This window comes from Streptacidiphilus sp. EB103A (assembly GCF_041261405.1).
Taxonomy (GTDB): domain Bacteria; phylum Actinomycetota; class Actinomycetes; order Streptomycetales; family Streptomycetaceae; genus Streptacidiphilus.
Genome location: NZ_JBGCAQ010000015.1, coordinates 181565 through 200972, shown reverse-complemented (window position 1 = coordinate 200972; position 19408 = coordinate 181565). Strand labels below are relative to the sequence as shown.

18 protein-coding genes and 1 tRNA gene are annotated in these 19408 nt (G+C 70.1%); 6 read left to right on the top strand and 13 right to left on the bottom strand.

Going from position 1 to position 19408, the window contains the following annotated elements; genetic code table 11:
• Positions 1-39: 39 nt before the first annotated feature.
• The 4 genes from ABH941_RS25145 to ABH941_RS25130 all read right to left on the bottom strand — a co-directional run bounded on the left by ABH941_RS25145 (position 40) and on the right by ABH941_RS25130 (position 4121).
• A complete protein-coding gene (locus ABH941_RS25145; protein WP_370131740.1) occupies positions 40-2124 on the bottom strand; it encodes a hypothetical protein in 2085 nt (694 codons plus the stop codon).
• Positions 2121-2903: a hypothetical protein gene (locus ABH941_RS25140; RefSeq protein WP_370131739.1), complete on the bottom strand. Its 783-nt coding sequence runs from the start codon at positions 2901-2903 to the stop codon at positions 2121-2123. Before ABH941_RS25140 ends, ABH941_RS25145 begins: the two co-directional genes overlap by 4 nt.
• Positions 2904-3012: 109 nt before the next feature.
• Complete coding sequence (locus ABH941_RS25135; RefSeq protein ID WP_370131738.1) at positions 3013-3717, bottom strand: Crp/Fnr family transcriptional regulator; 705 nt, start codon at positions 3715-3717, stop codon at positions 3013-3015.
• Positions 3714-4121 carry a Pycsar system effector family protein gene (locus tag ABH941_RS25130; RefSeq protein ID WP_370131737.1) on the bottom strand — a complete coding sequence of 136 codons (408 nt, stop codon included), beginning with the start codon at positions 4119-4121 and terminating at the stop codon, positions 3714-3716. The genes ABH941_RS25135 and ABH941_RS25130 overlap by 4 nt, the downstream gene beginning before the upstream one ends.
• 789 nt (positions 4122-4910) lie before the next feature.
• On the opposite strand from ABH941_RS25130, the gene ABH941_RS25125 reads away from it, so the two are divergent.
• A complete protein-coding gene (locus ABH941_RS25125; protein ID WP_370131736.1) occupies positions 4911-6200 on the top strand; it encodes a carbohydrate-binding protein in 1290 nt (429 codons plus the stop codon).
• 13 nt (positions 6201-6213) lie between these two features.
• Positions 6214-6324 (top strand) — tRNA-OTHER (locus tag ABH941_RS25120).
• Between the two features lie 95 nt (positions 6325-6419).
• Here ABH941_RS25120 and ABH941_RS25115 read toward each other — a convergent pair.
• The 3 genes from ABH941_RS25115 to ABH941_RS25105 form a co-directional block, all read right to left on the bottom strand.
• Complete coding sequence (locus ABH941_RS25115; protein ID WP_370131735.1) at positions 6420-6701, bottom strand: type II toxin-antitoxin system RelE/ParE family toxin; 282 nt, start codon at positions 6699-6701, stop codon at positions 6420-6422.
• A gap of 6 nt (positions 6702-6707) precedes the next feature.
• Positions 6708-6989, bottom strand: a complete 282-nt coding sequence (locus ABH941_RS25110; protein ID WP_370131734.1) for a type II toxin-antitoxin system Phd/YefM family antitoxin — start codon at positions 6987-6989, stop codon at positions 6708-6710.
• 159 nt (positions 6990-7148) lie between these two features.
• Positions 7149-9869 carry an AAA family ATPase gene (locus ABH941_RS25105; protein WP_370131733.1) on the bottom strand — a complete coding sequence of 907 codons (2721 nt, stop codon included), beginning with the start codon at positions 9867-9869 and terminating at the stop codon, positions 7149-7151.
• Positions 9870-9997: 128 nt separating this feature from the next.
• Here ABH941_RS25105 and ABH941_RS25100 point away from each other — a divergent pair, with 128 nt between their 5' ends.
• Positions 9998-10681 (top strand): alpha/beta fold hydrolase, encoded by a 684-nt coding sequence (locus ABH941_RS25100; RefSeq protein ID WP_370131732.1) that lies wholly within the window; start codon positions 9998-10000, stop codon positions 10679-10681.
• Between the two features lie 60 nt (positions 10682-10741).
• Here the strand turns inward: ABH941_RS25100 and ABH941_RS25095 are convergent, their stop codons facing one another.
• Entirely contained in the window at positions 10742-11782 is a 1041-nt protein-coding gene (locus tag ABH941_RS25095) for a LysR family transcriptional regulator (RefSeq protein ID WP_370131731.1), read from the bottom strand.
• A gap of 91 nt (positions 11783-11873) precedes the next feature.
• Between ABH941_RS25095 and ABH941_RS25090 the strand changes: the two genes are divergently transcribed.
• A complete protein-coding gene (locus ABH941_RS25090) occupies positions 11874-12806 on the top strand; it encodes a LysR family transcriptional regulator (RefSeq protein WP_370131730.1) in 933 nt (310 codons plus the stop codon).
• Positions 12807-12902: 96 nt separating this feature from the next.
• On the opposite strand, the gene ABH941_RS25085 is transcribed toward ABH941_RS25090, so the two are convergent.
• The 4 genes from ABH941_RS25085 to ABH941_RS25070 form a co-directional block, all read right to left on the bottom strand.
• The gene (locus ABH941_RS25085) at positions 12903-13649 is read right to left on the bottom strand and encodes a G1 family glutamic endopeptidase (RefSeq protein WP_370131729.1); all 747 of its coding nucleotides are present in this window, start codon (positions 13647-13649) and stop codon (positions 12903-12905) included.
• Positions 13650-13837: 188 nt separating this feature from the next.
• Positions 13838-14800, bottom strand: coding sequence for a hypothetical protein (locus tag ABH941_RS25080; protein ID WP_370131728.1), 963 nt, complete (start codon positions 14798-14800; stop codon positions 13838-13840).
• A 267-nt stretch (positions 14801-15067) separates the two neighbouring features.
• Entirely contained in the window at positions 15068-16222 is a 1155-nt protein-coding gene (locus ABH941_RS25075) for a N(5)-(carboxyethyl)ornithine synthase (RefSeq protein WP_370131727.1), read from the bottom strand.
• 74 nt (positions 16223-16296) lie between these two features.
• Positions 16297-16926, bottom strand: coding sequence for an NADPH-dependent FMN reductase (locus ABH941_RS25070; protein ID WP_370131726.1), 630 nt, complete (start codon positions 16924-16926; stop codon positions 16297-16299).
• A gap of 113 nt (positions 16927-17039) precedes the next feature.
• Between ABH941_RS25070 and ABH941_RS25065 the strand changes: the two genes are divergently transcribed.
• Entirely contained in the window at positions 17040-17882 is an 843-nt protein-coding gene (locus ABH941_RS25065; protein ID WP_370131725.1) for a helix-turn-helix domain-containing protein, read from the top strand.
• Here ABH941_RS25065 and ABH941_RS25060 read toward each other — a convergent pair.
• On the bottom strand, positions 17875-18288 hold the full coding sequence (locus ABH941_RS25060) for a hypothetical protein (protein WP_370131724.1): 414 nt from the start codon (positions 18286-18288) through the stop codon (positions 17875-17877). The genes ABH941_RS25065 and ABH941_RS25060 overlap by 8 nt on opposite strands.
• Here ABH941_RS25060 and ABH941_RS25055 point away from each other — a divergent pair.
• Positions 18235-19107, top strand: a complete 873-nt coding sequence (locus ABH941_RS25055; RefSeq protein ID WP_370131723.1) for a zinc-binding alcohol dehydrogenase family protein — start codon at positions 18235-18237, stop codon at positions 19105-19107. The genes ABH941_RS25060 and ABH941_RS25055 overlap by 54 nt on opposite strands.
• The last annotated feature ends 301 nt before the right edge of the window (positions 19108-19408 follow it).

Below are 19408 nucleotides of genomic sequence, written 5' to 3'. Positions count from 1 at the left end.
CCCGCCTTCGCCCCCACCGAATGCTGGGTGCGCCGGTTCTCATGGTGCGGAGGTCTCCCTCGGCGGCTCGGGCATCCAGTGGGTGCGCCGCAGCGTCTCGCGCCAGAACGGGCTGACGGTTCCACCGTCGTCCATCATCACCATGTCGAAGAACCGCTGGAATCCGCTTGCTCCAAGTACTTCCGCGAGCATGCTCTGCACCGTCTCCCGTCGGACGTCGCCCTGGTCGAACCGGGCTCGCCAGCGCTGCATCTGGGCCACCCCGGCTTCCTCGCCGCCCTCGATGCGCAGCAAGCCCCTCCACGCTCGGACGATCTGCTCCCGGATGGCTGGATCGTCGGCGTCGGCCAGGACCAGATCGGTCCCCTCGTCGCTACTGATGACGGCTAGGAAGACGCCAAGCACCTGCCGCTGCAGCTTCGGGTCCGCCCACACCCGGGGGTCGGCGAGCCACTGGCCGACCGCCTTGCGCACCTCGTCCGGACGTTTGACGACCAGCTGCCGGAACGCACGGCTCACTACCTCCGATCCGAGTTCCTTGCGGCCCGCGGCCTTCCCGAGCCGGGTGAGGGCCAGCACGGGATTCGCCTCGCCCCACTTCCCTCCGCAGATCTCGACGACCAGGTCGACCCTGTGGCCGGCGGTTCTGCTGTTGCTGACCCACTGCAGCAGCCTGTCCCGGACGTAGCGGCCGAGTTCGGGGGCACCGGCTGCCTCTGTGAGTGTCTCCACTGCCAGGGACCGGCGGCTGGACTGGAGGTCGGCCAGCTCGTCCAGGATCGACCGGTCGCGCCGGTCCACGGCCAGGCTGCGCAGTGCCTCGGCGGCGAGACGTGCGTCGGCCTCGGGAATGCCCCGGTCGTCGACGACTTTGACGGCCCAACGCCGGATCAGGTCCCTCTGTGTGGGGAACTCACTCCAGAGACTGCGCAGGATCGCTGTCGCCAGACCCGGTTTGCTCCGGTCATGGTGGGCGCGCTCCCCGTCAAGCTTGATACCGGCGGCCTCGAGCCTGCTCGCGCTGGTCGCGTCGGAGAGTACGTGGGCAGATGAACGCTCCAGGGCGAGTTCCCTCTGCAGTGCATCGCTGGCCCGGATCACCGAACTGCGCTGTCCGCCATCGAGCAGGGCGCCCGCCCACACCGTCGCACGGATCGCCAGCACCGTATCCCGGGCTTCCGTCCCGCCCTTCTGCAGTAGATCTTCCACAGCGGTGGGCCAGTTCCTGAACTCGTCTACCAGCAAGGAGATTTCGTCCCGCTTATGCGCTCGGGAAATGAGGTCGGCCAGTCGCTGGGCCTCTCGGGTGGAGGGATTCCCCGACCAGATCTGGGTCAGTTCCGGATCGCTAAGCCAGTCGATGCGGTCGGCCACCGGTCCGGCCCGGAGTTCCGCCTCCACCAGCGTCCGCGCGTCAGGCGACTCCGGCCAGGCAGTGAACTCGACCGTCCGGTCGGCCAAGTGGCCGTTCCAGTCGTCCGGTGAGGCCAGTACCACCAGGTACGACCCCTTGGCGCGGAGCTTCTCCCCGTAGGCTGCCAGGTCGGCTCCGAACCGGTCTGCGGGCGCCTCGGGGAGGTTGGAGAGGTCGAGCACGAAACCGCAATCCTGGTCGTCCGGCAGCGGCCCGGTGGACACCTTGGACCACTCGGGGACAAGGTCGTCGATTCGCTGCAGACCCAGATCGCGAAGCAGTCGCAACGCCTGCGTCCGCCTGCCGGTTCCCGACGGGGCGTTCAGCACTACCACCCCGAAGCGCCGACAGGCATCATGGCCAGACCTCCACTGCTTCGGGTTCCGCGGCGGCACGAACCGCCCCTCCTCCGAGGCGAGGAACTCAGCGTCCGTCGGACGCACTTGCACCCGATTCACGAAGTCCCCGTGCAGGAACAGGATGTACGCCTGGACGTTCCGGTCGCCGTTCTGGCTGAAGGTGACGGCGTCCTCGCTGGTCCGCGACGACGACGGCGCGAGGGCATCCGGCTCCGACTCCTGCCGCGCGGACAATGGCCCCGGGGTGACCGCCCCGGCCTCCTGTTCCAGGTCGGCCGACACCATCGTCCGCGCGGCCGGCACCTCCGGTTTCCCTGGCTCCCTGGGCACCCCGACTCCGAAGCGGTTCACCGAATCTCCAGCCTCTCGATTCCGCCGCGCACCTGGACGTTCTTCCGTCCGCTCTGGGTGAAGGCGACCCCGGCCGAACCGGGCGGTGCCGACTGCGGCGGTCGCTCCCCCGCTCCGTCGATCAACGGGTCCGATTCGGGTCCGTTCCCTCGCTCGAAGACCGCCGGGTCGGCGAGCCTCCAGTCAAATCCGGGGATGTGCAGCCAAGCCGGGCGCTGAAAGGTCTTCACCTTCACCAGGTGCGGAACGAACTGCCCGGCCAGGGCGTCGCCGCCGATGCAGCCGCTCTGAAACACGTCCTCGTAGACCCGCTGCGAGATGATCACTGCCGTACTGGTGATCGCCGGATTGGCGCGCGCCAGCAGCTCCCGCAGCGCCTCGTCGTCCAGCAACCGGTGGGTGTGTACCATCGGCTCACCGAGACCACTCGCCGGCAACGGGCCGACGTGGATGCTGACCCTCAGCTGCAGCGGCGTCTCGTGGGGCCGCTCCGCCCGACGGTTCGCCAACTCGTCTCGCAAAGCGCCCGGGAAGTAAGCGACCAGCGCGGGCAGGGCCTCCGGCTCCACACCGGCGACGTAGCCGTCGCCGGTGTGCTGGCCAAAGACCCTGCGTTCCCAGTGCGCACTCACGTTGCTGGTGCTCAGCGCCTGCGCGAGCAGCTGCGGGATGTCCACGTTGACACGCTGCATGTCCCGGCTGGTCAGCGTGCCGAAGTTCCTTGCGTCTACCGCGAGTACGGCCCGGTAGGGCCACAGCGGTTCCCAAGACGGCAACACGAAGTTTTCCTCTCGTCGTGCCTGACACCGCGTATCGCGGCATCAGCCACCTTCGTGGAGCCGGCCTGGCAAGAACGTCCAGCGCTGGACGCTACGGACGTGAGCGGGGTCACAGAACGTCAGGCGCCCTCCCGTACGCCTCCCCTCGGGCAGCCGCTGCCAGCTGCCCAGGGTCGGTGACGATCAGACGCCTCCGGGCCAGCGAGAGGACTCCGGCCGCCTGAAGGGAGCGCAGCGCCGCTGCAGCCGAGGACCGCTTCATCGCAGCCATGGCAGCCAGCTCGGCGCGCGCCACCCCCAGATCCACTACCACCGCGTCCCCATCCGGCCTCCCCAACTCCTCGGCCAGCAAGCTCACCACACTGGCAATCCGGGCCACCGGGCTGCTGTGCAGCAGCCCCACTCGCAGCCGCTCATGGCTGTTCAGCCGCTCTACGGTCAACTGGTAGATCACCGCTTGGAGTCCGTGGCGGTCGACGTAGCCGCGGAACGCATGGGCTGGCAGCACCATGCCCACACAGCGCTGCGCCGCCGTCACGCTGGCCGACCGCGGCCGCCCCACGAGGATCCCCATCTCTCCGAGCAACTCGCCCGGCCCGCGCAGCATCAGAACCAACTCGTCTCCGCGCTCGTTGAGTTGCGACACCCGCACCTGTCCCTCGACCAGGGCGATAACCGAATCCGGCGACTCGCCCTGACGGAGCAACAGCGACCCCCGCTGATAGGTCCGCCTCCGCCCGCGGTCGACAAGGTCTCGCCACGCTTCCGGCGGCACCAGGGAGCGAAAGTTCACCATGCCCACCGGAGCCGTCATCCCACGATCGCGGCGAGGCCGAACGCCACGCATCCGCCGACTGCGTGGAGCAGCGACCACTGCACGCGCCGGTGCTTCACCCAGGCCAGTTCGCTCAGCACCACCACCTGTCGGGCCAGCGCGGGCAACGGATCCCTCTCCCGGAAGGCACGCTCCAGGACTGCCGAATCCAGGTTCCGGGCATGGCCGAAGAACATGAAGTCGCGATGCGTTCCCCGCTGCTCCCTGCCTTTTCCGAGACTCGGCAGAATTGCCGAAGTGGCGAATCCCACACCAACCACCATGCACAGCACACCAATGACGATCAAGACCTTCGCGGCAACACTCCCACCCCCGGAAGCCGCGTGATTCGAACTGGCAAGCAGACCCAGCACCGCCAATGCCGTCGACTGCAGTGTCAGCACGAAGGATGCCTTCGCATCGGCCCTGGCCAACCACTCCGCTACTGCCCCTTGCACCCACCAAGCCGTCTCGGTCCCGTCCGTCCCCACAGTGCCAACCCCCTCGGTCCGACCGGCCCACCGCCGGCACGCGCTCACCATCCTGCGCGCAGCATCGGGCGGGAAAACCCAGCCTCAGGATATTGGCCGATATTCGGCTAGCTAAAGAATCACCCCTAGCGGGCGAGAATTCCCCTACTCGAACCCGCCCGTCTCATATATATCGATCACCTTCCCGAATCGATGCCGACCCGCTGAAATGACTCCGGCCCACCGCTTTCAGGACAGCCGTCAGAGTGCAGATCGGACACGCACGGTAATATTTGGGCAACGGTCCGCGTTCCGCATCGCCCCGCGCTACGGGTTCGTCGGGCAGCGGGGCCGACGGGGCACAATCGGCGGTGCGACGTCATCTTCAGCTGCCGGGCCGGTGCGCCGCGATCAGGCCCGGCAACAAGAGCAGCTCAACGGTCGCAATCAAGCGATGGACGCCCGCTGGCCGACCCGATGGAAGGTGGCAGTTTGGGGAACCCGCTGGCCGCGGGGCTGTTCGCTCGATCCGGTCGACCTTGACGTCCCGTTGGGCGCGTTCTCGCCGCTCCCGCTCCACCGTGCATGCGAGATGGTCTGTACCAATCTGGTGAATGGTCTTGACCAATCTGTTCACCCCCACGTACAAAGTGAGTCACCTTGTCAGCCCACCGACAAGGTGACGGTGCGATCGCCATAGCTCCTCTCCCCCTTGGAGGGTTCATGCAGGTCGGAAGACGGATTCTTCGCTCAGCACTCATAGCCGGCTCGGCCTTCGGGCTGGCGGTCGGTGGATCGGTCATCGCGGTGGCCACGGCGCCCGCCGCGCAGGCGGCCGCCACGTGCGCGGCGGCGTGGAGCTCCTCCACCGTCTACACCGGCGGCCAGCAGGCCAGCGAGAACGGGATCGACTACACCGCCAACTACTGGACCCAGGGCAACGACCCGGCCACGAACAACGGCGGAAGCGGTTCCGGGCAGCCGTGGACGTCCAACGGCGCGTGTACCGGCGGATCGTCAGGGGGCGGCGGAGGGGGCGGGGGGACCGGCACCGGTACCGGCTCGGTGAGCGGCCTGCTCTTCAGCCCGTACAAGGACGTCACCATCAACATGAACTGGAACACCTACCAGATGCAGTCGGCCGCGTCCGGCTCCGTCCTGCCGGTAGTGGGTTCCGGGAGCCTGGTGTCGCAGTACGTCCCGAAGCTGCCCGCGCTCACGCTCGCGTTCGCCACCGGCTCCTGTGGCAGCGAGACCTGGGGAGGCGTCTCGGGTGCCAACCTGGCCGCGGAGAACGTGCCCCAACTCCACGCCGCCAACCTGAACTACGTCGTTTCGACCGGCGGTGCGGCGGGGACCTTCACCTGCGCCTCGACGGCCGGCATGGAATCCTTCATCGCCCGCTACGCCAGCCCGAACCTGGTCGGCATCGACTTCGACATCGAAGGCGGCCAGAGCCAGTCGGACATTCAGAACCTGGTCGCCGCTGCGGCGGGGGCACAGGCGCAGTATCCGAAGCTGCAGTTCTCGTTCACGCTCGCCACCCTGGGCGCATCCGACGGGAGCTACGGCGGGGTGAACTCGCTCGGCAACGAGGTCGTCCAGGCGGTGAAGGGCTCCAGCCTGACGAACTACGTCATCAACCTGATGACCATGGACTACGGCAACGCGTCCAGCAGCGTGTGCGTCGTCACCTCCGGCAGTTGCGAGATGGCGCAGTCGGCGATCCAGGCGGTGAAGAACCTGGAACACACCTACGGAATCCCGGCGAGCAAGATCGCCGTGACGCCGATGATCGGCATGAACGACGCCACCAGCGAGATCTTCACCACCGCGGACGTGAACACGCTGACGTCGTACGCGGTCAGCAACGGCCTGGCCGGCCTGCACTACTGGTCATTGGACCGGGACACGCCCTGCTCCGACACCTTTGCGTCCCCCACCTGCGACTCCGTCTCCAGCACGACACCACTGGGATACACCGACAAGTTCCTGAGCGACCTCGGGATCTGACGAAGAACCCAGAGCGGGGCGGGCTGGTTCAGGACGGGTGCGAATCCGGGTGAACGGCACTGAGGAGAATAGGAAAGCGTGGTGGGGGCAACCCCTCACGAGTTCGAATCTCGTATCCTCCGCATCCGCCCACCAGGGCAGACGTAGGGCCCGACCGCACCGCGGTCGGGCCCTACGTCGTGTGGGCACCCGTCCGAGTCCGGGAACCAGCCTGGATTGCTAAGGGATCTGGCGGTAGATGTCGCCTCGGTTGCCCACGGCCAGGACCCAGACGATCAGTCGGCCGTTTTCGACGGTGTAGACCACACGGTAGTCACCAACCCTGAGGCGCCATCGGGCCGCATGCCCCTGCAATGCCTTGACGTCGAACGCCGTAGTGTCGCCGCCGTCCATCGCCTTCTGCAGTTCGGCGAGCCGACGCAGAATGCGCAAGGCGTCGGGTCGCTCGATCTTCAACAGCTCACGCTGGGCATGCGGAGTGAAGCGCGTGACGTATCCCATCGGACATCAGCTCTCCTTGCCGCGAAGAAGAGCCGCCATCTCCTCCAGCGTGACGGAGCCCTGCAGTCCCTCTGCCTCCGACTCGTCAGCCAGTCTGTTCAACCAGGACTCCTCGGCATCGTCCGCTATCCGCCGGAGGCGCTGGTACTCCTCGATGTCGATCACCACGGCCTCCTGCTTGCCCCGCCGGGTGATGATCGTCGGAGTCTCGTCACGACGCGCCCGGTCGATGACATCGGCAAGGTGGCTGCGGACCTCCGCCATGGACTCAATCACGGGCTCGCTCATGTATTCAATGTAACAGATGTACATGAAAGGTCCTGGAGGCGCTTGGGGCTGGGGAGCGGCAGGGCCGACGGGGCGGCGGCGTGTGGCGAGCGGTGGGTTGTCACCCCGGACGCCTCCGACCGCCGCACGGGCGGCGGGCACCCGCAGTCACCGGGGTAGTCAGGCCTCTCCGAGCGCGTCCCGTAGTGCTGCCCGCGAGCTGATGCCGAGCTTGGGGAACAGGTGGTAGAGGTGGGAACTCACCGTGCGGGGGGAGAGGTTGAGGCGTTCGCCGATCTGTTTGTTCGTCAGGCCTGAGGCGGCGAGGGCGGCGATCTCGCGCTCCTGCGGGGTCAGCGGGGCGGCCGGACCGGATGGGGGGTGGGCGATGGGTGTTCCGCTTGCGCGGAGTTCGGCGCGCGCCCGGGCCGCCCAGGGGGCGGCGCCGAGTCGCTCGAAGGCATCGAGGGCGTTCGTCAGCTGGTGGCGGGCCTCGGTGGTGGACTTCGCCCGGCGGAGGCGTTCGGCGTACGCGAGCCGGATCCGCGCCTGGGCGAACGGCCAGCGGCTCGCACCCGGGGTCGCCAGCGCCGTGTCGAACGCTTCGCGGAACGACGCGGCCGGGGCGGTCATCCCCGTCGCGCCGCCCGCGATCAGGGCGAGCCGGGGCGAGAGGTCGGCGACGCCCGATCGACGGATGTCGTCGATGTGCGCTCTCGCCTCAGCCGTCCGCCCGGCCCGGACGGCCGCCTCGACGAGGTCGAGCAGGACCCACAGCGCCGCGGGCTTGTGGGCGGGCACCGTCCCGGGCGAGCAGATCTCGACCGCGTGACGGTAGGCGGTCTCGAACTCGCCGTTGCTCAGCGCGTCGACGGCCTTCGCGTGCGCGGCGAGCTGGAGCACGAAGCCGATACGGTTCGGCGCCGCCCAGGCCACCAGGCCGTCGGCGAGCTGCCGGACGGTCTCGCGGTCGCCGCGGGCGGCGGCGACCATCGCCCGGTCGTACTGCAGGAAGCCGCCGAGCAGCCGGTAGTGGTGCCGGGTTGTGAGGGCGAGCCCCTCCTCGGCCAGCTCCAGTACGCCGTCCCAGTCGCCGCTCAGCACGCCGTCGAACCCCAGCAGCACGAACACCTTGATCGCCGACGCGACCGCGCCGCCGCTGCGGCCGTGCCCGATCACCCGCCAGAGGGCGCTGCGGCATCCGGCGATCCGGTCCACGTACAGCGCCGCGATGCCCAGCCGCACGGCGTGGGCGTGGTCGGCCTGCTCGCCGATGCCGGCGATCGCCTCGTCGAGCAGCGGGAGCGACGGTCCGGCCCGTCGCGCGGGTTCGAGGAACGTGTTGCCGAGCAGGGCCAGGCCCTCCGGGGGATCGAGGCCGAGCCGGTCGAGGGCGGCCCAGTAGTCGTCCACCAGCTCGGCGCGGGAACCGAAGGAGGAGTTCGCCTGCAGGACGTAGACGATCTCGCTGAGCAGCGCGTCCCAGGCCGCTGTCGGCCGGCCGGTGTTGCGCAGTGCGCCGAGCAGCACCCGGTGGACGGTGTCGACGTCGCCCCCACTGTTCACCATGTAGGCAGCGGCGGCGACGGCGGCCGCCACCGTGTGACCCAGCCCGCCCTGCCCGCCCCCGCCGTGTTCGGCGACGAGTGCCTGCGGGTCGGTGAGATCCCCGGTGACGTCGGCGCCGAGGTAGGTCGCGAACATGGCGCGGCGGTAGTGGTCGTCGGGGCCCGGGCTCAGCTCGGCCGCGCGCAGCAGCAGTCCGATGGCGCCGACCGGGTCTCCGCGCCCCTTCGTCCGCAGCGCGGCCTCCTCCAGCAGTTGCGCGATCTGCTCGTCGGGCGCCGACGCGGCCTCCGCGAGATGCCATGCGCGCCGCTCGGAGCCCGCCGGATGCCGTCCCGCCAGCCGCCGATGCGCCTCGCGGCGTTCTTCCTCGGTCGACAGCTCGACGACCGCGGAACGGGTGAGCGGATGCCGGAACTGGACGCCGCGGGTGACCGGATGAATGCGGATCAGCCGGGCGCGCTCGGCCGGTTCGAGCTCACCGACCGAGATCGACGGGAACAGCTCGCCGGTCCCGTCGAGCGCCGCGAGCAGCAGTTGGGCCCGCGTCCCGGCGGGGAGCCCGTCGATCCGCCGGGCGAAGGCCAGCTGCAGCCGTCGGCCGACGGAGGTGCGGCCGAGCGGGGATTCGGCGGCGGCCGGGCCGACGTGCGCCGGAAGCTCGATCAGCGCCAGCGGGTTGCCCTGAGCCTCGGTGAGTACCTGCCGGGCCGCCCGGGGCGGCAGCTCGGGGAACGCCTCGGCGAGGACCGCCGTCGCGGCGTCGTCGTCGAGCGGTCCGATGGCGATCTCGGCGAGTCCGGCGTCCTCGAACACGCTGCCCTCACCGGTGCGCACGACGCCGAGCAGGCCGATGCCCGTGCCGCCCAGCCGCCGCGCGAGGATGCCGAACAGGGTGGCGCTGGCCCGGTCGAGCCACTGCAGGTCGTCGACCACCACCAGCAGCGGGGCCTGGTCGGCGGCACCGGACAGCAGGGCGAGCAGCGCGTTCGTCAGCGCCAGCTGGTCGGGGGCGGGCCCCTCGGCGAGGCCCACGGCGACCCCGATCGCGCGTCGGGAATCGGGTGGGAGCACGGCCAGCTCGGCGGCCAGCGGAGCGACCAGCTGATGGAGCCCGGCGAAGCTCACCTCCGCCTCGAACTCGACGCCGGACGCGCGCAGCACGCGTATGCCGAGCTCAGCGGCGTGGGCGGCCGCGGCGTCGAGGAGCGACGTCTTGCCCATGCCGGCCTCGCCGACGACGAGCAGGGAGCCGCCGTCCGCCGCCACGGCGTCGACGAAGCCCTGAAGTACGCCCAGCTCGCGCGCACGCCCGACGAGGCGTCCGCTCGACACGTTCGACACCCGACCCGGCACGTGCAGACCCTACTGCGCGGCCCGCCGAAGACAGTCATCTGACGGATTCGCCGCCTCCGTGACGTCCGTAGATTCGCTCCCGTCCACCAGATCTGGAAGGAGACGCCATGAATGCGACCATCGTTCTCGTGCACGGCGGTTTTGTCGACGGTGCCGGATGGCGCGGAGTCCACGACGCGCTGACGGCCGACGGCTTCGAGGTGCGGATCGTGCAGAACCCGACCAAGTCGCTCGCCGACGACGTCGCGGTCACCCGCGATGTGCTCGACGGCGCCGACGGCCCGGTCGTGCTCGTCGGCCACTCGTACGGCGGTGCGGTGATCACCGAGGCCGGCAACCACGACAAGGTCGCGGCGCTCGTCTACGTCACGGCCTTCGCGCCCGACCAGGGCGAGTCGGTCAACACGCTGCTGGGCACGTTCCCGACCGACGGGCCGCAGCCGCCCATCCTGCCCCCGGTCAACGGCTACCTCTTCCTGGACCGCGACAAGTTCCACGACTCGTTCGCCGGCGACGTCTCCGCCCAGGAGGCGGCGTTCATGGCCGACTCGCAGGTGCCCTGGGGGCTGGACGCGCTCGGCGGCACGGTGACGAAGGCCGCCTGGCACGCGAAGCCCAGCTGGTACCTGCACGTCACCGAGGACCGGATGATCCCGCCCGCCGCGCAGGCCTCGATGGCACAGCGCATCGGCGCCACCGTCTCCGAGACGCCCGGCAGCCACGCGATCTACGTGTCGCAGCCGGGAGTCGTCGCCGATCTGATCAAGCAGGCCGCGGCGAAGCTCGCCTGAGCGGTGGGGTGCCGCCCGGATGCCCCCGGGCGGCTACCGGATCGACACATGCCCTGTCACTCACGGCACCGGTTCCGGCTCCACGCACGGTTTGGGCCGCGGGGTGTGCGCCTCGGCCTCGGCCAGCAGCGGGCCCTGGTTGGTGAGCCACCAGCGCCGGTAGGCCGGGCGGAGACTGAGTCTGGCGTGGTACGCCGTGACCAGTTGGGCGGCGACGCCGGCGACGATCTCGTCGACCACGGAGTTTCGTTGCCAGCAGAGCACGATCGACCGGAATATCGGGCTGCCGGTCAGCGGACGGAGAACGACGTCCGCCGGGGGGATGCACATCGGGTGCACCATCGCGAGGCCGTCGCCACGGCGCACCAGCGGGAGCACGACCTCGCAGTTCATCAGCCGGTGCCGCACCCTCGGCGTGAACCCGGCGCGCTGGCACACCCGGTGGAACAGCAGCCGACGGCCGCTGGCGTCGGGGTCGTCGCCGACGATCCACGGTTCGTCGGCCAGCGCGGCCAGCGGCACTTCATCGAGCGCGGCCAGCGGATGGCGCCTCGGCAGGGCCAGCAGGGCGGGCTCGACCGGTACGACATCGATGCGGCCGACCCGCTCGGGCAGGACGATCGGGGTACCGGGGAAGTCGTACAGCAGAGCCAGATCGGCATCGTCGCCGGCCAGCATGTCGATGCCCGCGGTCAGCGTGGCGAGTTGCCGGGTCGCGATCACGGCGCCGGGCAGCAGCGCGGTCAGCGCGGTCAGCATGGTGTGGACATCCAGCTCCGGCATGGCGGCCACCCGGACCGGCCGGATGTCGGCTGTCCGGTCCGCGAGCGCGGCGGTTTCGGTGAGCAGGCCGTCGAAGGCATCGACGATCTCGCGGCTCGCGCCGAGGACGTACCGGCCCAGCTCGGTGAGCTGGATGCCACGACCGGTCCTGGTGAACACCGGGCCGCCCAGCGCCTGTTCGATCCGCCGCACCTGAGCGGTCAGCGCGGGTTGGGCGATCCTCAGCACGGCTGCCGCCCGGCGAATGCTGCCGGACCGTTCGATCTCCAGCAGCACGCGCAGATGGCGCAGGTCGACGCGTAGGCCAGGGGCCGTCATCCGGCGAGTCTACGAATGATCAGCGACCGGGATCAACCCCCACAGATGTGACGGGCATGACAGGATTCGTCACTACGGCAGGGAGGTCACGATGCAGATCGAGTTGCGCCATCTGACCGTGGTGCTCGTGGTGGCCGAGCAGCGCAGCCTGCGCAAGGCCGCGGCAGCGCTCCAGGTTTCGCAGATCGCGCTGGAGGCACGACTGCGCCGGATCGAACAGGCCGTCGGCGGCCCGCTGTTCGCCCGCGCGGGGGACGCGGTGTGGCCGTCCGAACTCGGCAGCCATTTCGTCACCGGCGCGCGTGATGTGACCGACCGGTTCGACGCATTGCGCAGGCGGGCAGCGGAACTGGCGGCCCCCGGTGAGCCGGAGCTCTGCCGGATCGCCGCCGTGCCCGCCGAGTTGCTGACCGACCTGATGGACGCGGTCCAGGCGGTGTGGCCGGGACAGCGGTTGTCGGTCCGTCAGGGTTCCCCCGCCGAAGCCCTTTCCGCGCTCTCCGGTGACGGCGCCGATCTTGCCGTGGTCATCGACTGTCCCGGCGCGGAGGCGGCGCCGCCGGACGGCGTCGAGGCCAGGCCGATCGTCACCGGCGAGCCGGTTCTCGTCGTCCTGCCCGAGAACCATCCGCTCGCCGGTCGACCCGAGCTGGATCTGGCCGAGTTGGCAGGCGCCGACTGGATCGTCACGGCGCCGAGTGGCCCTGGTGAACTGGGAGGACTGTACGAGTCCCTGCGGGCGGCGTGTACCCTCGCCGGATTCGTCCCCGCCACCCGGCACGAGGCGGCCGAACCGGCGGCGATCGCCCATCTGATCCGCACCGGCGGCGGCATCGGGCTGGCCGGTCCGCTGTCGCCGCCGTCCACGGGAGTGGTGCACCGGCCGCTCCGCGGCACTCCGCTGACCCGGGACCTCGTCCTCTGCTGGCGAGCGCGGTCCGCCGTCGCCGCACACGCCCACGTGCTGCACGCCCACCTGGTGCGTGCCTACCACCGGCGCGTCGACGGCCGGGTCGACAGCTGAGCTGAGCCGTCCTGCCAGGGGTCCGTGCCAGGGGTCCGTGCCAGGGGGTCCGCGCCAGGGGAACGCCTCGTCCACGGATTCCCCTGGCACGCCCGATCAGTTGTGCAACCAGGTCATCCGGAACGTGCTGCCGCTCAGCGGCGCGGTGGTGGCCAGCACGGTCGAGCCACGGCCGATGGTGCTCTCGACGGTGGGGACACTGCCCATGGGCTTGTGGTCCACGGTGACCTTGGTGAACGACAGCGAGCCGAAGTCCGGCAGCGCCGGGACCGTGGCACTGCCTATGGGTTCCACGATGGCCTCGGCGCCGTCATTGCCCGCGCCCGCCAGCGACGAGGTGAAGGACCTGGTCCAGCCGGCCGTCGAGTCGGCCAGCGTCATGGTGTAGGAATGCCCCCGGTTGTGGGTGACGGTGGCGGTCATGTGGTCTCCGACGGCGGTCGGCTCGGAGAAGTACTTCGAGTCCCGCGGATACATCTCCCACCACGGGTTGTAGCTCAGGGTTCCGTTCGAGCAGTCGGCGTCCACCCCGATCTGCTCGACCGTCGTGGTCGACCAGCCGTCGAATCCGACCCACCAGGACGCGATGCCACGGGCGCTGCAGTCGACCTGCGGGTTCACCCAGGAGGCGCTCACCGTCCGGTAGTTGGTGCCGGTGGCCACATACCCGCCCCAGATGTTGTCCTCGTGCAGTTTCTTGCCGGATATCACGCCCGGGTGCGACCGGCCGGGGTGCACGTGGCCCTGCGGTGTCGCCGCCACCGGTGCACTGGTGAGCAGCGCGGCGGCCAGCGCCGCGCCCAGTACGGGCAACACCCGGTTCTTCACTGCTGATGCCGTCACGCCGGTTCTCCTCCTGCGGAATGGGGGTCGCTGGAGTTGAAGTCTCCGTGCGGAGCGTGGGCCGCCGGCAGTCTCAGGAGGCTATATCTCCGCTGTGCGGTCCGGGTGATCGCCGTCCGTCGTCCGAGGAGGAGGACCCCGGACGGCGATCACGTCGCGGCAGGCCGGACATTGCCCGGTGCGGCGGACTAACCGTGGGTGACGCAGGCGTTGGCGCGGTTGGACCACAGACCCTGGAGGTCGAAGGTGCCGGTGGTGAGCTTCACATAGGCGTCGAGGTTCTCGCACTCGTCGCCGATCTCACCGTTGCCGCCGTTCCAGCCGCTGCTCGGCCAGAAGTCGGTCACGGTCTCCGCGTACTCGTGGGTCTCGGTGGACTCGATCCCGGAGAGCAGCCGCCCGTCGGTGAAGGTGGTGCAGGAACCCGCGCCCAGGTCGGGGACGTAGGGCAGGTTGGTGTAGGCGAGGTTGCCGTACGCGGAGCCGGTGAAGTCGTGCCAGGCACAGAAATTGCTGCTGGGGAAGCCGTCCGGGTGGGTCCTGGTGGGCGAGACGATGACGTACTGCGCGTTGAGGTTGGGCGTCTGGCTGGTGTTGCCGAAGTGCTTGGCGGCCTTGACGGCCTCCGCGGCGAGCTGGGCGGCGGTCGCGTTGGTCGGCTCGGCGGTGGCGTTGTCGAACCAGGTGCCGCCGAGCGGCGCGTGTGCCGGGTGGGCGATGCGGATGCCCTTGCCCGCACAGTTGGTGGTGCCCGACGCCACGCCCTCGCAGTACTGGGTGAGGATCGTGCCCCAGGTGTCCTGGCTGCCGTACAGGCCCTTGAACATGCTCTGCAGGTCGGTCGCCACCCCCGCCGGGTCGGAGGAGGACCACTGCTTGCCCCAGAAGACCAGGTAGACCTTGGGGTGCGGGGAGACCACACCCTGGCTCGCCGACGAACCGACGCTCAGCGTGTCGGCGGAGGCGGCGGCGGCGGAGGCCGCGAACGTCCGGATGCCGTGCGTCGAAGTGATCGGCTTCACTCCGTAGTGAGTTGACGCTCCGTGAGTCGGCTGGGCCTGGGCGCCGCCGGCGACGGTGACCGCGCCGAGCGCGGCCAGAGCGAGCGCGGCAAGGGCGCGGGCCGGGGTCCTGAGGGCACGTATGTGCATGAACTCTCCTGGTGCACGGGGAGGTTGAGGAATTCAAGTCTCAACTCCGCGCGCAGGCAGCCAGCAGTCCCAGCAGGCTATATCTCCGCTGTCCAGTTGCCCTGACCCAGCTGTGGCCGAACTCCCCCCGCTCAGTGCACCCCTGGCAGCGGCCCCGCCCCGGCCGGCGGCTTGCGGGACCCTCGGATCACCGCCCCCGTCCTCCGGATCCGCTCCACGGCGCGCCGGTCCCCCCGCCGGCTCCGGCTACTGACGAAGCGTCATGCGCTAGGCCCTGGCGTGGGGGTAGTCCGGTGACCGGTGCTGGAACGCCAGCACCGCCGGGTTGCGGATGGTGCCTTCGCGGATCTCGATGGCGCGGCGGATGGTCTCGTCCGCCTCCCAGCTGCCGGGGCCGTCCAGGACCGCGCGCAGGTATGGGATCAGCGCCTCACTGTTCTCCCAGGTGGCGGAATTCCACAGGTAGGAGGGGCTGTGGTCCACGCCGTAGTAGTGCACGTTGTCGCCGACGGTGAACATCGGCTCGGTGAAGGTGGTCGGCCGCGCCCAGCTGAATCCCATGCCCTCGTCGCAGGAGACGTCGATGACCAGGGTCCCCGGCGCCAGCAGGGCGAGGTCCTCCTCGATCAGGAACGTCAGCGGCGCGCTGGTGTCCTGCAGGACGCAGTTGACGATGATGTCGTGCTCGGAGAGGAAGTCCGCCAGCGGCTGCCGGCCGTCCTCGGTGAGGGCGTGGCTACGGCGCGGGTCGGCGGTGTCGTCCGCCTCGTCGTGGTCGAACTGCACGATGCGCGCGGAGTGGATCGGTGAGCTGACCGCGGTGACGCCGCGCGCGGTGAGCACGTCGACGTTGTGCACGCCCAGGGAGTTCAGTGCGGTCACAGCCCCCCGGGCGGTCGCGCCGAAGCCGATCACGACCGCGCGCAGCCGACGGCCGTAGTCGCCGGTGGACCCGCGCAGCTGCAGGGCGTGCAGCACCGAGCAGTACCCGGCCAGCTCGTTGTTCTTGTGGAAGACATGCAGATTGAACGAACCGTCGCTGGTCCAGTGGTTCATCGCCTCGAAGGCGATGAGCGTCAGGTGGTGGTCGATCGCCGTCTGGGTGACCTTCTCGTCCTGGACGCAGTGCGGCCAGCCCCACAGGACCTGCCCCTCCCGCAGTTCGGCGACATCCTCCAGCATCGGCTTGGCCAGCAGCACCACATCGCTCTGCTCGATGAGCTCCGCCCGTGGGAGCAGCCCGGCGACGAAGGGCGCCAGCTGCTCGTCGGAGATCCCGAAGTGCTTGCCATAACCCTGCTCAAGGTGGATATGGGCACGGAGGTCGAGATCGATCCGCTCGAAATGCGCGGGGTGGATCGGCAGTCGGTGCTCGTTTTCCTTACGCGACTGCGCCATGATTCCGAGATTGAGTCGATGCAAAATACCCCTTTGATTAACTCCTGTGTAACACGCCGGACCTAATCACGGAGCAACGGTCACGCTGAGTCGCCGTGTCAGGCCGGATAGGGGACGGCCTCGCGCGCGGAGCGGAGCGCGTCGGCCCACCAGAGCAGTTGGTCGAGCAGTGTCTTGGCGTATCCGGGAGCCGCAGGGTCGAGCGGACGGCCGTCCTGCCAGGCCGTGAAGTAGTTGGGGAAGGTGAGACCGTCGCGGATCGTCACGGCGTGCAACTCGGTCAGCACGTTCTCCAGGTGCAGCACGGCGTGCCGGCCGCCGGCCGCGCCGCCGTAGCTGGCGAAGGCGACGGGCTTGGCGGTCCACTGGGTGAAGTGCCAGTCGATGGCCGCCTTCAACGACGCGGGGTAGCTGTGGTTGTACTCCGGCGTCACCAGGATGAATGCGTCGGCCGCTGCCAGGGCCGAGGTCAGCGCCGCCATCCCGGCCGGCCGGGGGTATGCGTCGCCGGCATACTTCGGCGACGCCGCAGGCAGCGTCAACGGGATGTCGTACTCGGCCAGATCCACGACATCCACCTCGAAGCCACCGTGGGTGTCCGCCTGTTCGGCCACCCACGAGGCCACAACCGGCCCGAACCGTCCTTCCCGGACGCTTCCGACGACGATCAGCAGCTTGGGCTTGGCCTTGGGCTTGGGCTTGGACCTGTGCTCGTTCGTGTTCTCCATGCCCATTCACGATCAGGCCGGACCTCGGCCGCAGCCAGACCGTGCCCAGGCTGGCCCCAGCAGGGCCAGCCTGGGCACGCCGCGGTCCGTGGGCAGCGCCATATCCTCGGACCATGGGTACGCCGCTGGGGGACTTCATCCGGGCCAAGCGCGACAGCGTCCAGCCGGAGTCACTGGGACTGCCGGATCGCGGCCGCCGCCGCTCACCGGGTCTGCGGCGGCTGGACCTCGCCACGAGGGCCGGCGTCAGCGTCGAGTACCTGACCCGCATCGAGCAGGGCCGCGACCGCAATCCCTCGGTGCCGATCCTGAACGCGCTTGCCGACGCGCTCAGCCTCGACCCCACGGAGCGCAGCCATATGCGCTACCTGGCGAAGATCACCGGCGGTGAGTGCCCCACCCAGACCCGGCCCGCACCACCCCGCCGGGACGTGCGGCCCTCCGTCCTGGAGACACTCCGCCTGCTCGAACCGGGCATCGCCGTCGTCACCAACCGGCTGGGCGACATCCTCGCCCGCACCAGCGGCTTCGAGTCGGTGACCGGCGGAACCGGGCTGCTCGACGCCGAAACCGACTTTCCGAACCTCACCCGCTATGTCTTCACCGACCCCCGCGCCCGCGAGTTCTTCGCGGACTGGGACGACATCGCGGACCAGCAGGCCTTCGACCTGTGGCTCGGCCCGTCCGTCGAGAGCTCCGAATGGCTCACCGCGGAACTCGCCTCCGTCGCCGGTCCCGACTTCACCGGCCGTCTGAACCGTCACGTGGTTCCACAGCGCGGGGTCCTCCGCCTCAAGCACCCGGCCGGGCAGGAGCTCAGACTGCTCCGCGAAACACTCGACCTCTCCTCCGACGACCAGCAGGTGGTCGTCTTCCTCCCCGCGGACGAGCAGACGGTCCTGGCTGTCGAGCGGCTCCGCCGCCAGCCCCTCGGTCGGCTCCGGGCCATCAGTTGACGGTCGCGGCCGCCGGGTCGGCGTTCAGGTCCAGCCGGGCCAGCAGTGCCCACAGCGTCTCGCGGCCGCGCTCGTCGCGCTTTCCGTCGGCCATCTCGTCCATGGCCAGCTCCGCGGACATGGCGATCACCAGGCGCGCTGCGGCGCGTGCCTCGGGCCAGCCCATGGCCAGCAGGTCCGGCTCGGCCAGGGCGGCGAAGGCGGTGTTGCGGGCGGCGACCTCGGCGGCGACGCCGGGGGTGTGAGGGGCAGTGACGTGATGCGCGCAGCAGTAGTGGCCGAGCTCGGACAGGCGCCAGTGGTCGGCGGACGGGACGAGCCGCGGCGGGCGCCGGGGGCGACTCTGGTCCGGGTGACGGCGGCGGCGCTCAACCCGATCGACCTGCTCATCTCCGGCGGCGGCCATCCGCTCGGCCGCCCGGAGCCCGCACACGTTCCCGGGGTCGAGGGCGTAGGCACGGTGGTGGAGAGCGACACGCTGACCCCGGGCACCCGGGTCCGCGTCTCGGTACCGGGCGGCTTCGTCGACGGCACCCTCGCCGAGTACGTCGCCGTCCCGGACCCGGCCTGCGCGCCGGTCCCGGACGCACTCGGCGACGAACTGGCCGCCGCGATCGGGGTGGTGGGCATCAGCGCCCTGATCGGTCTGCGGGACGAGGCCGCACTGCGCCCCGGCGAGTCGGTGCTCGTCCTCGGCGCGACCGGCGCCTTCGGCCAGGCCTTCCTGCATCTGGCCCGGGCGCTCGGCGCCGGACGGATCATCGCCGCCGGACGCGACGAGACCCGGCTCGCGGCGCTCTCGGACCTCTCCGGCCTGGTCGACGGCACCGTTGTGCTCGACCCCGACCCCGCCGGATTCGCCGCGCGCGTGGAGAAGGCCGGCGGGCCGGTGGACGTGGTCGTCGACCCGCTCTGGGGCCCGTACGCCCAGCCCGCACTGGCGGCGCTGCGCCCGGCCGGGCGACTGCTCAACGTCGGCCAGTGCGCCGGCGCCGAGGCCACGCTGAATGCCGGAGCCCTGCGGCACTCCAGGCTCAGGGTGCTCGGCCTGAGCGGCGGCTCCCTCACCCCGGAGCAGTCCGCGGCCGCGTACGCCGAGGTGGCCGCTCACGCCGCGGCGGGCCGGTTCGACCTGGCCCGCGACGTCCACCCGCTCGACGACGTCGCCGAGGCCTGGGCCGCACAGGCGGCCTCACCGGGCAAGAAGCTCGTTCTGCGGCCCTGAACTGTCGTTCACGATACGGACGGGGGCATTGACTCTCGCGGCGCGCGCCCGCTAGCTTCCCGGGCATGCAGCAGCGTTCCCTTGCCCTGACGACTCGCGGTCACATCGACCTTCTGCGGGTCTGTTCTGCTGCCTGTCGCTCCTGCTGAGAGACCTCATCCCGCAGGATGCCCGCCGTACCTGACCGGTCGGCCCGCCCCCGCGCCCTGTGACGGCGCGTGGCCACTGACGAACTCGACCCGGGTCTGCGCCTCGGGGCGCATTTGGCATGCACCTGCCTCTCAGTCTGCCTCCCGGTACC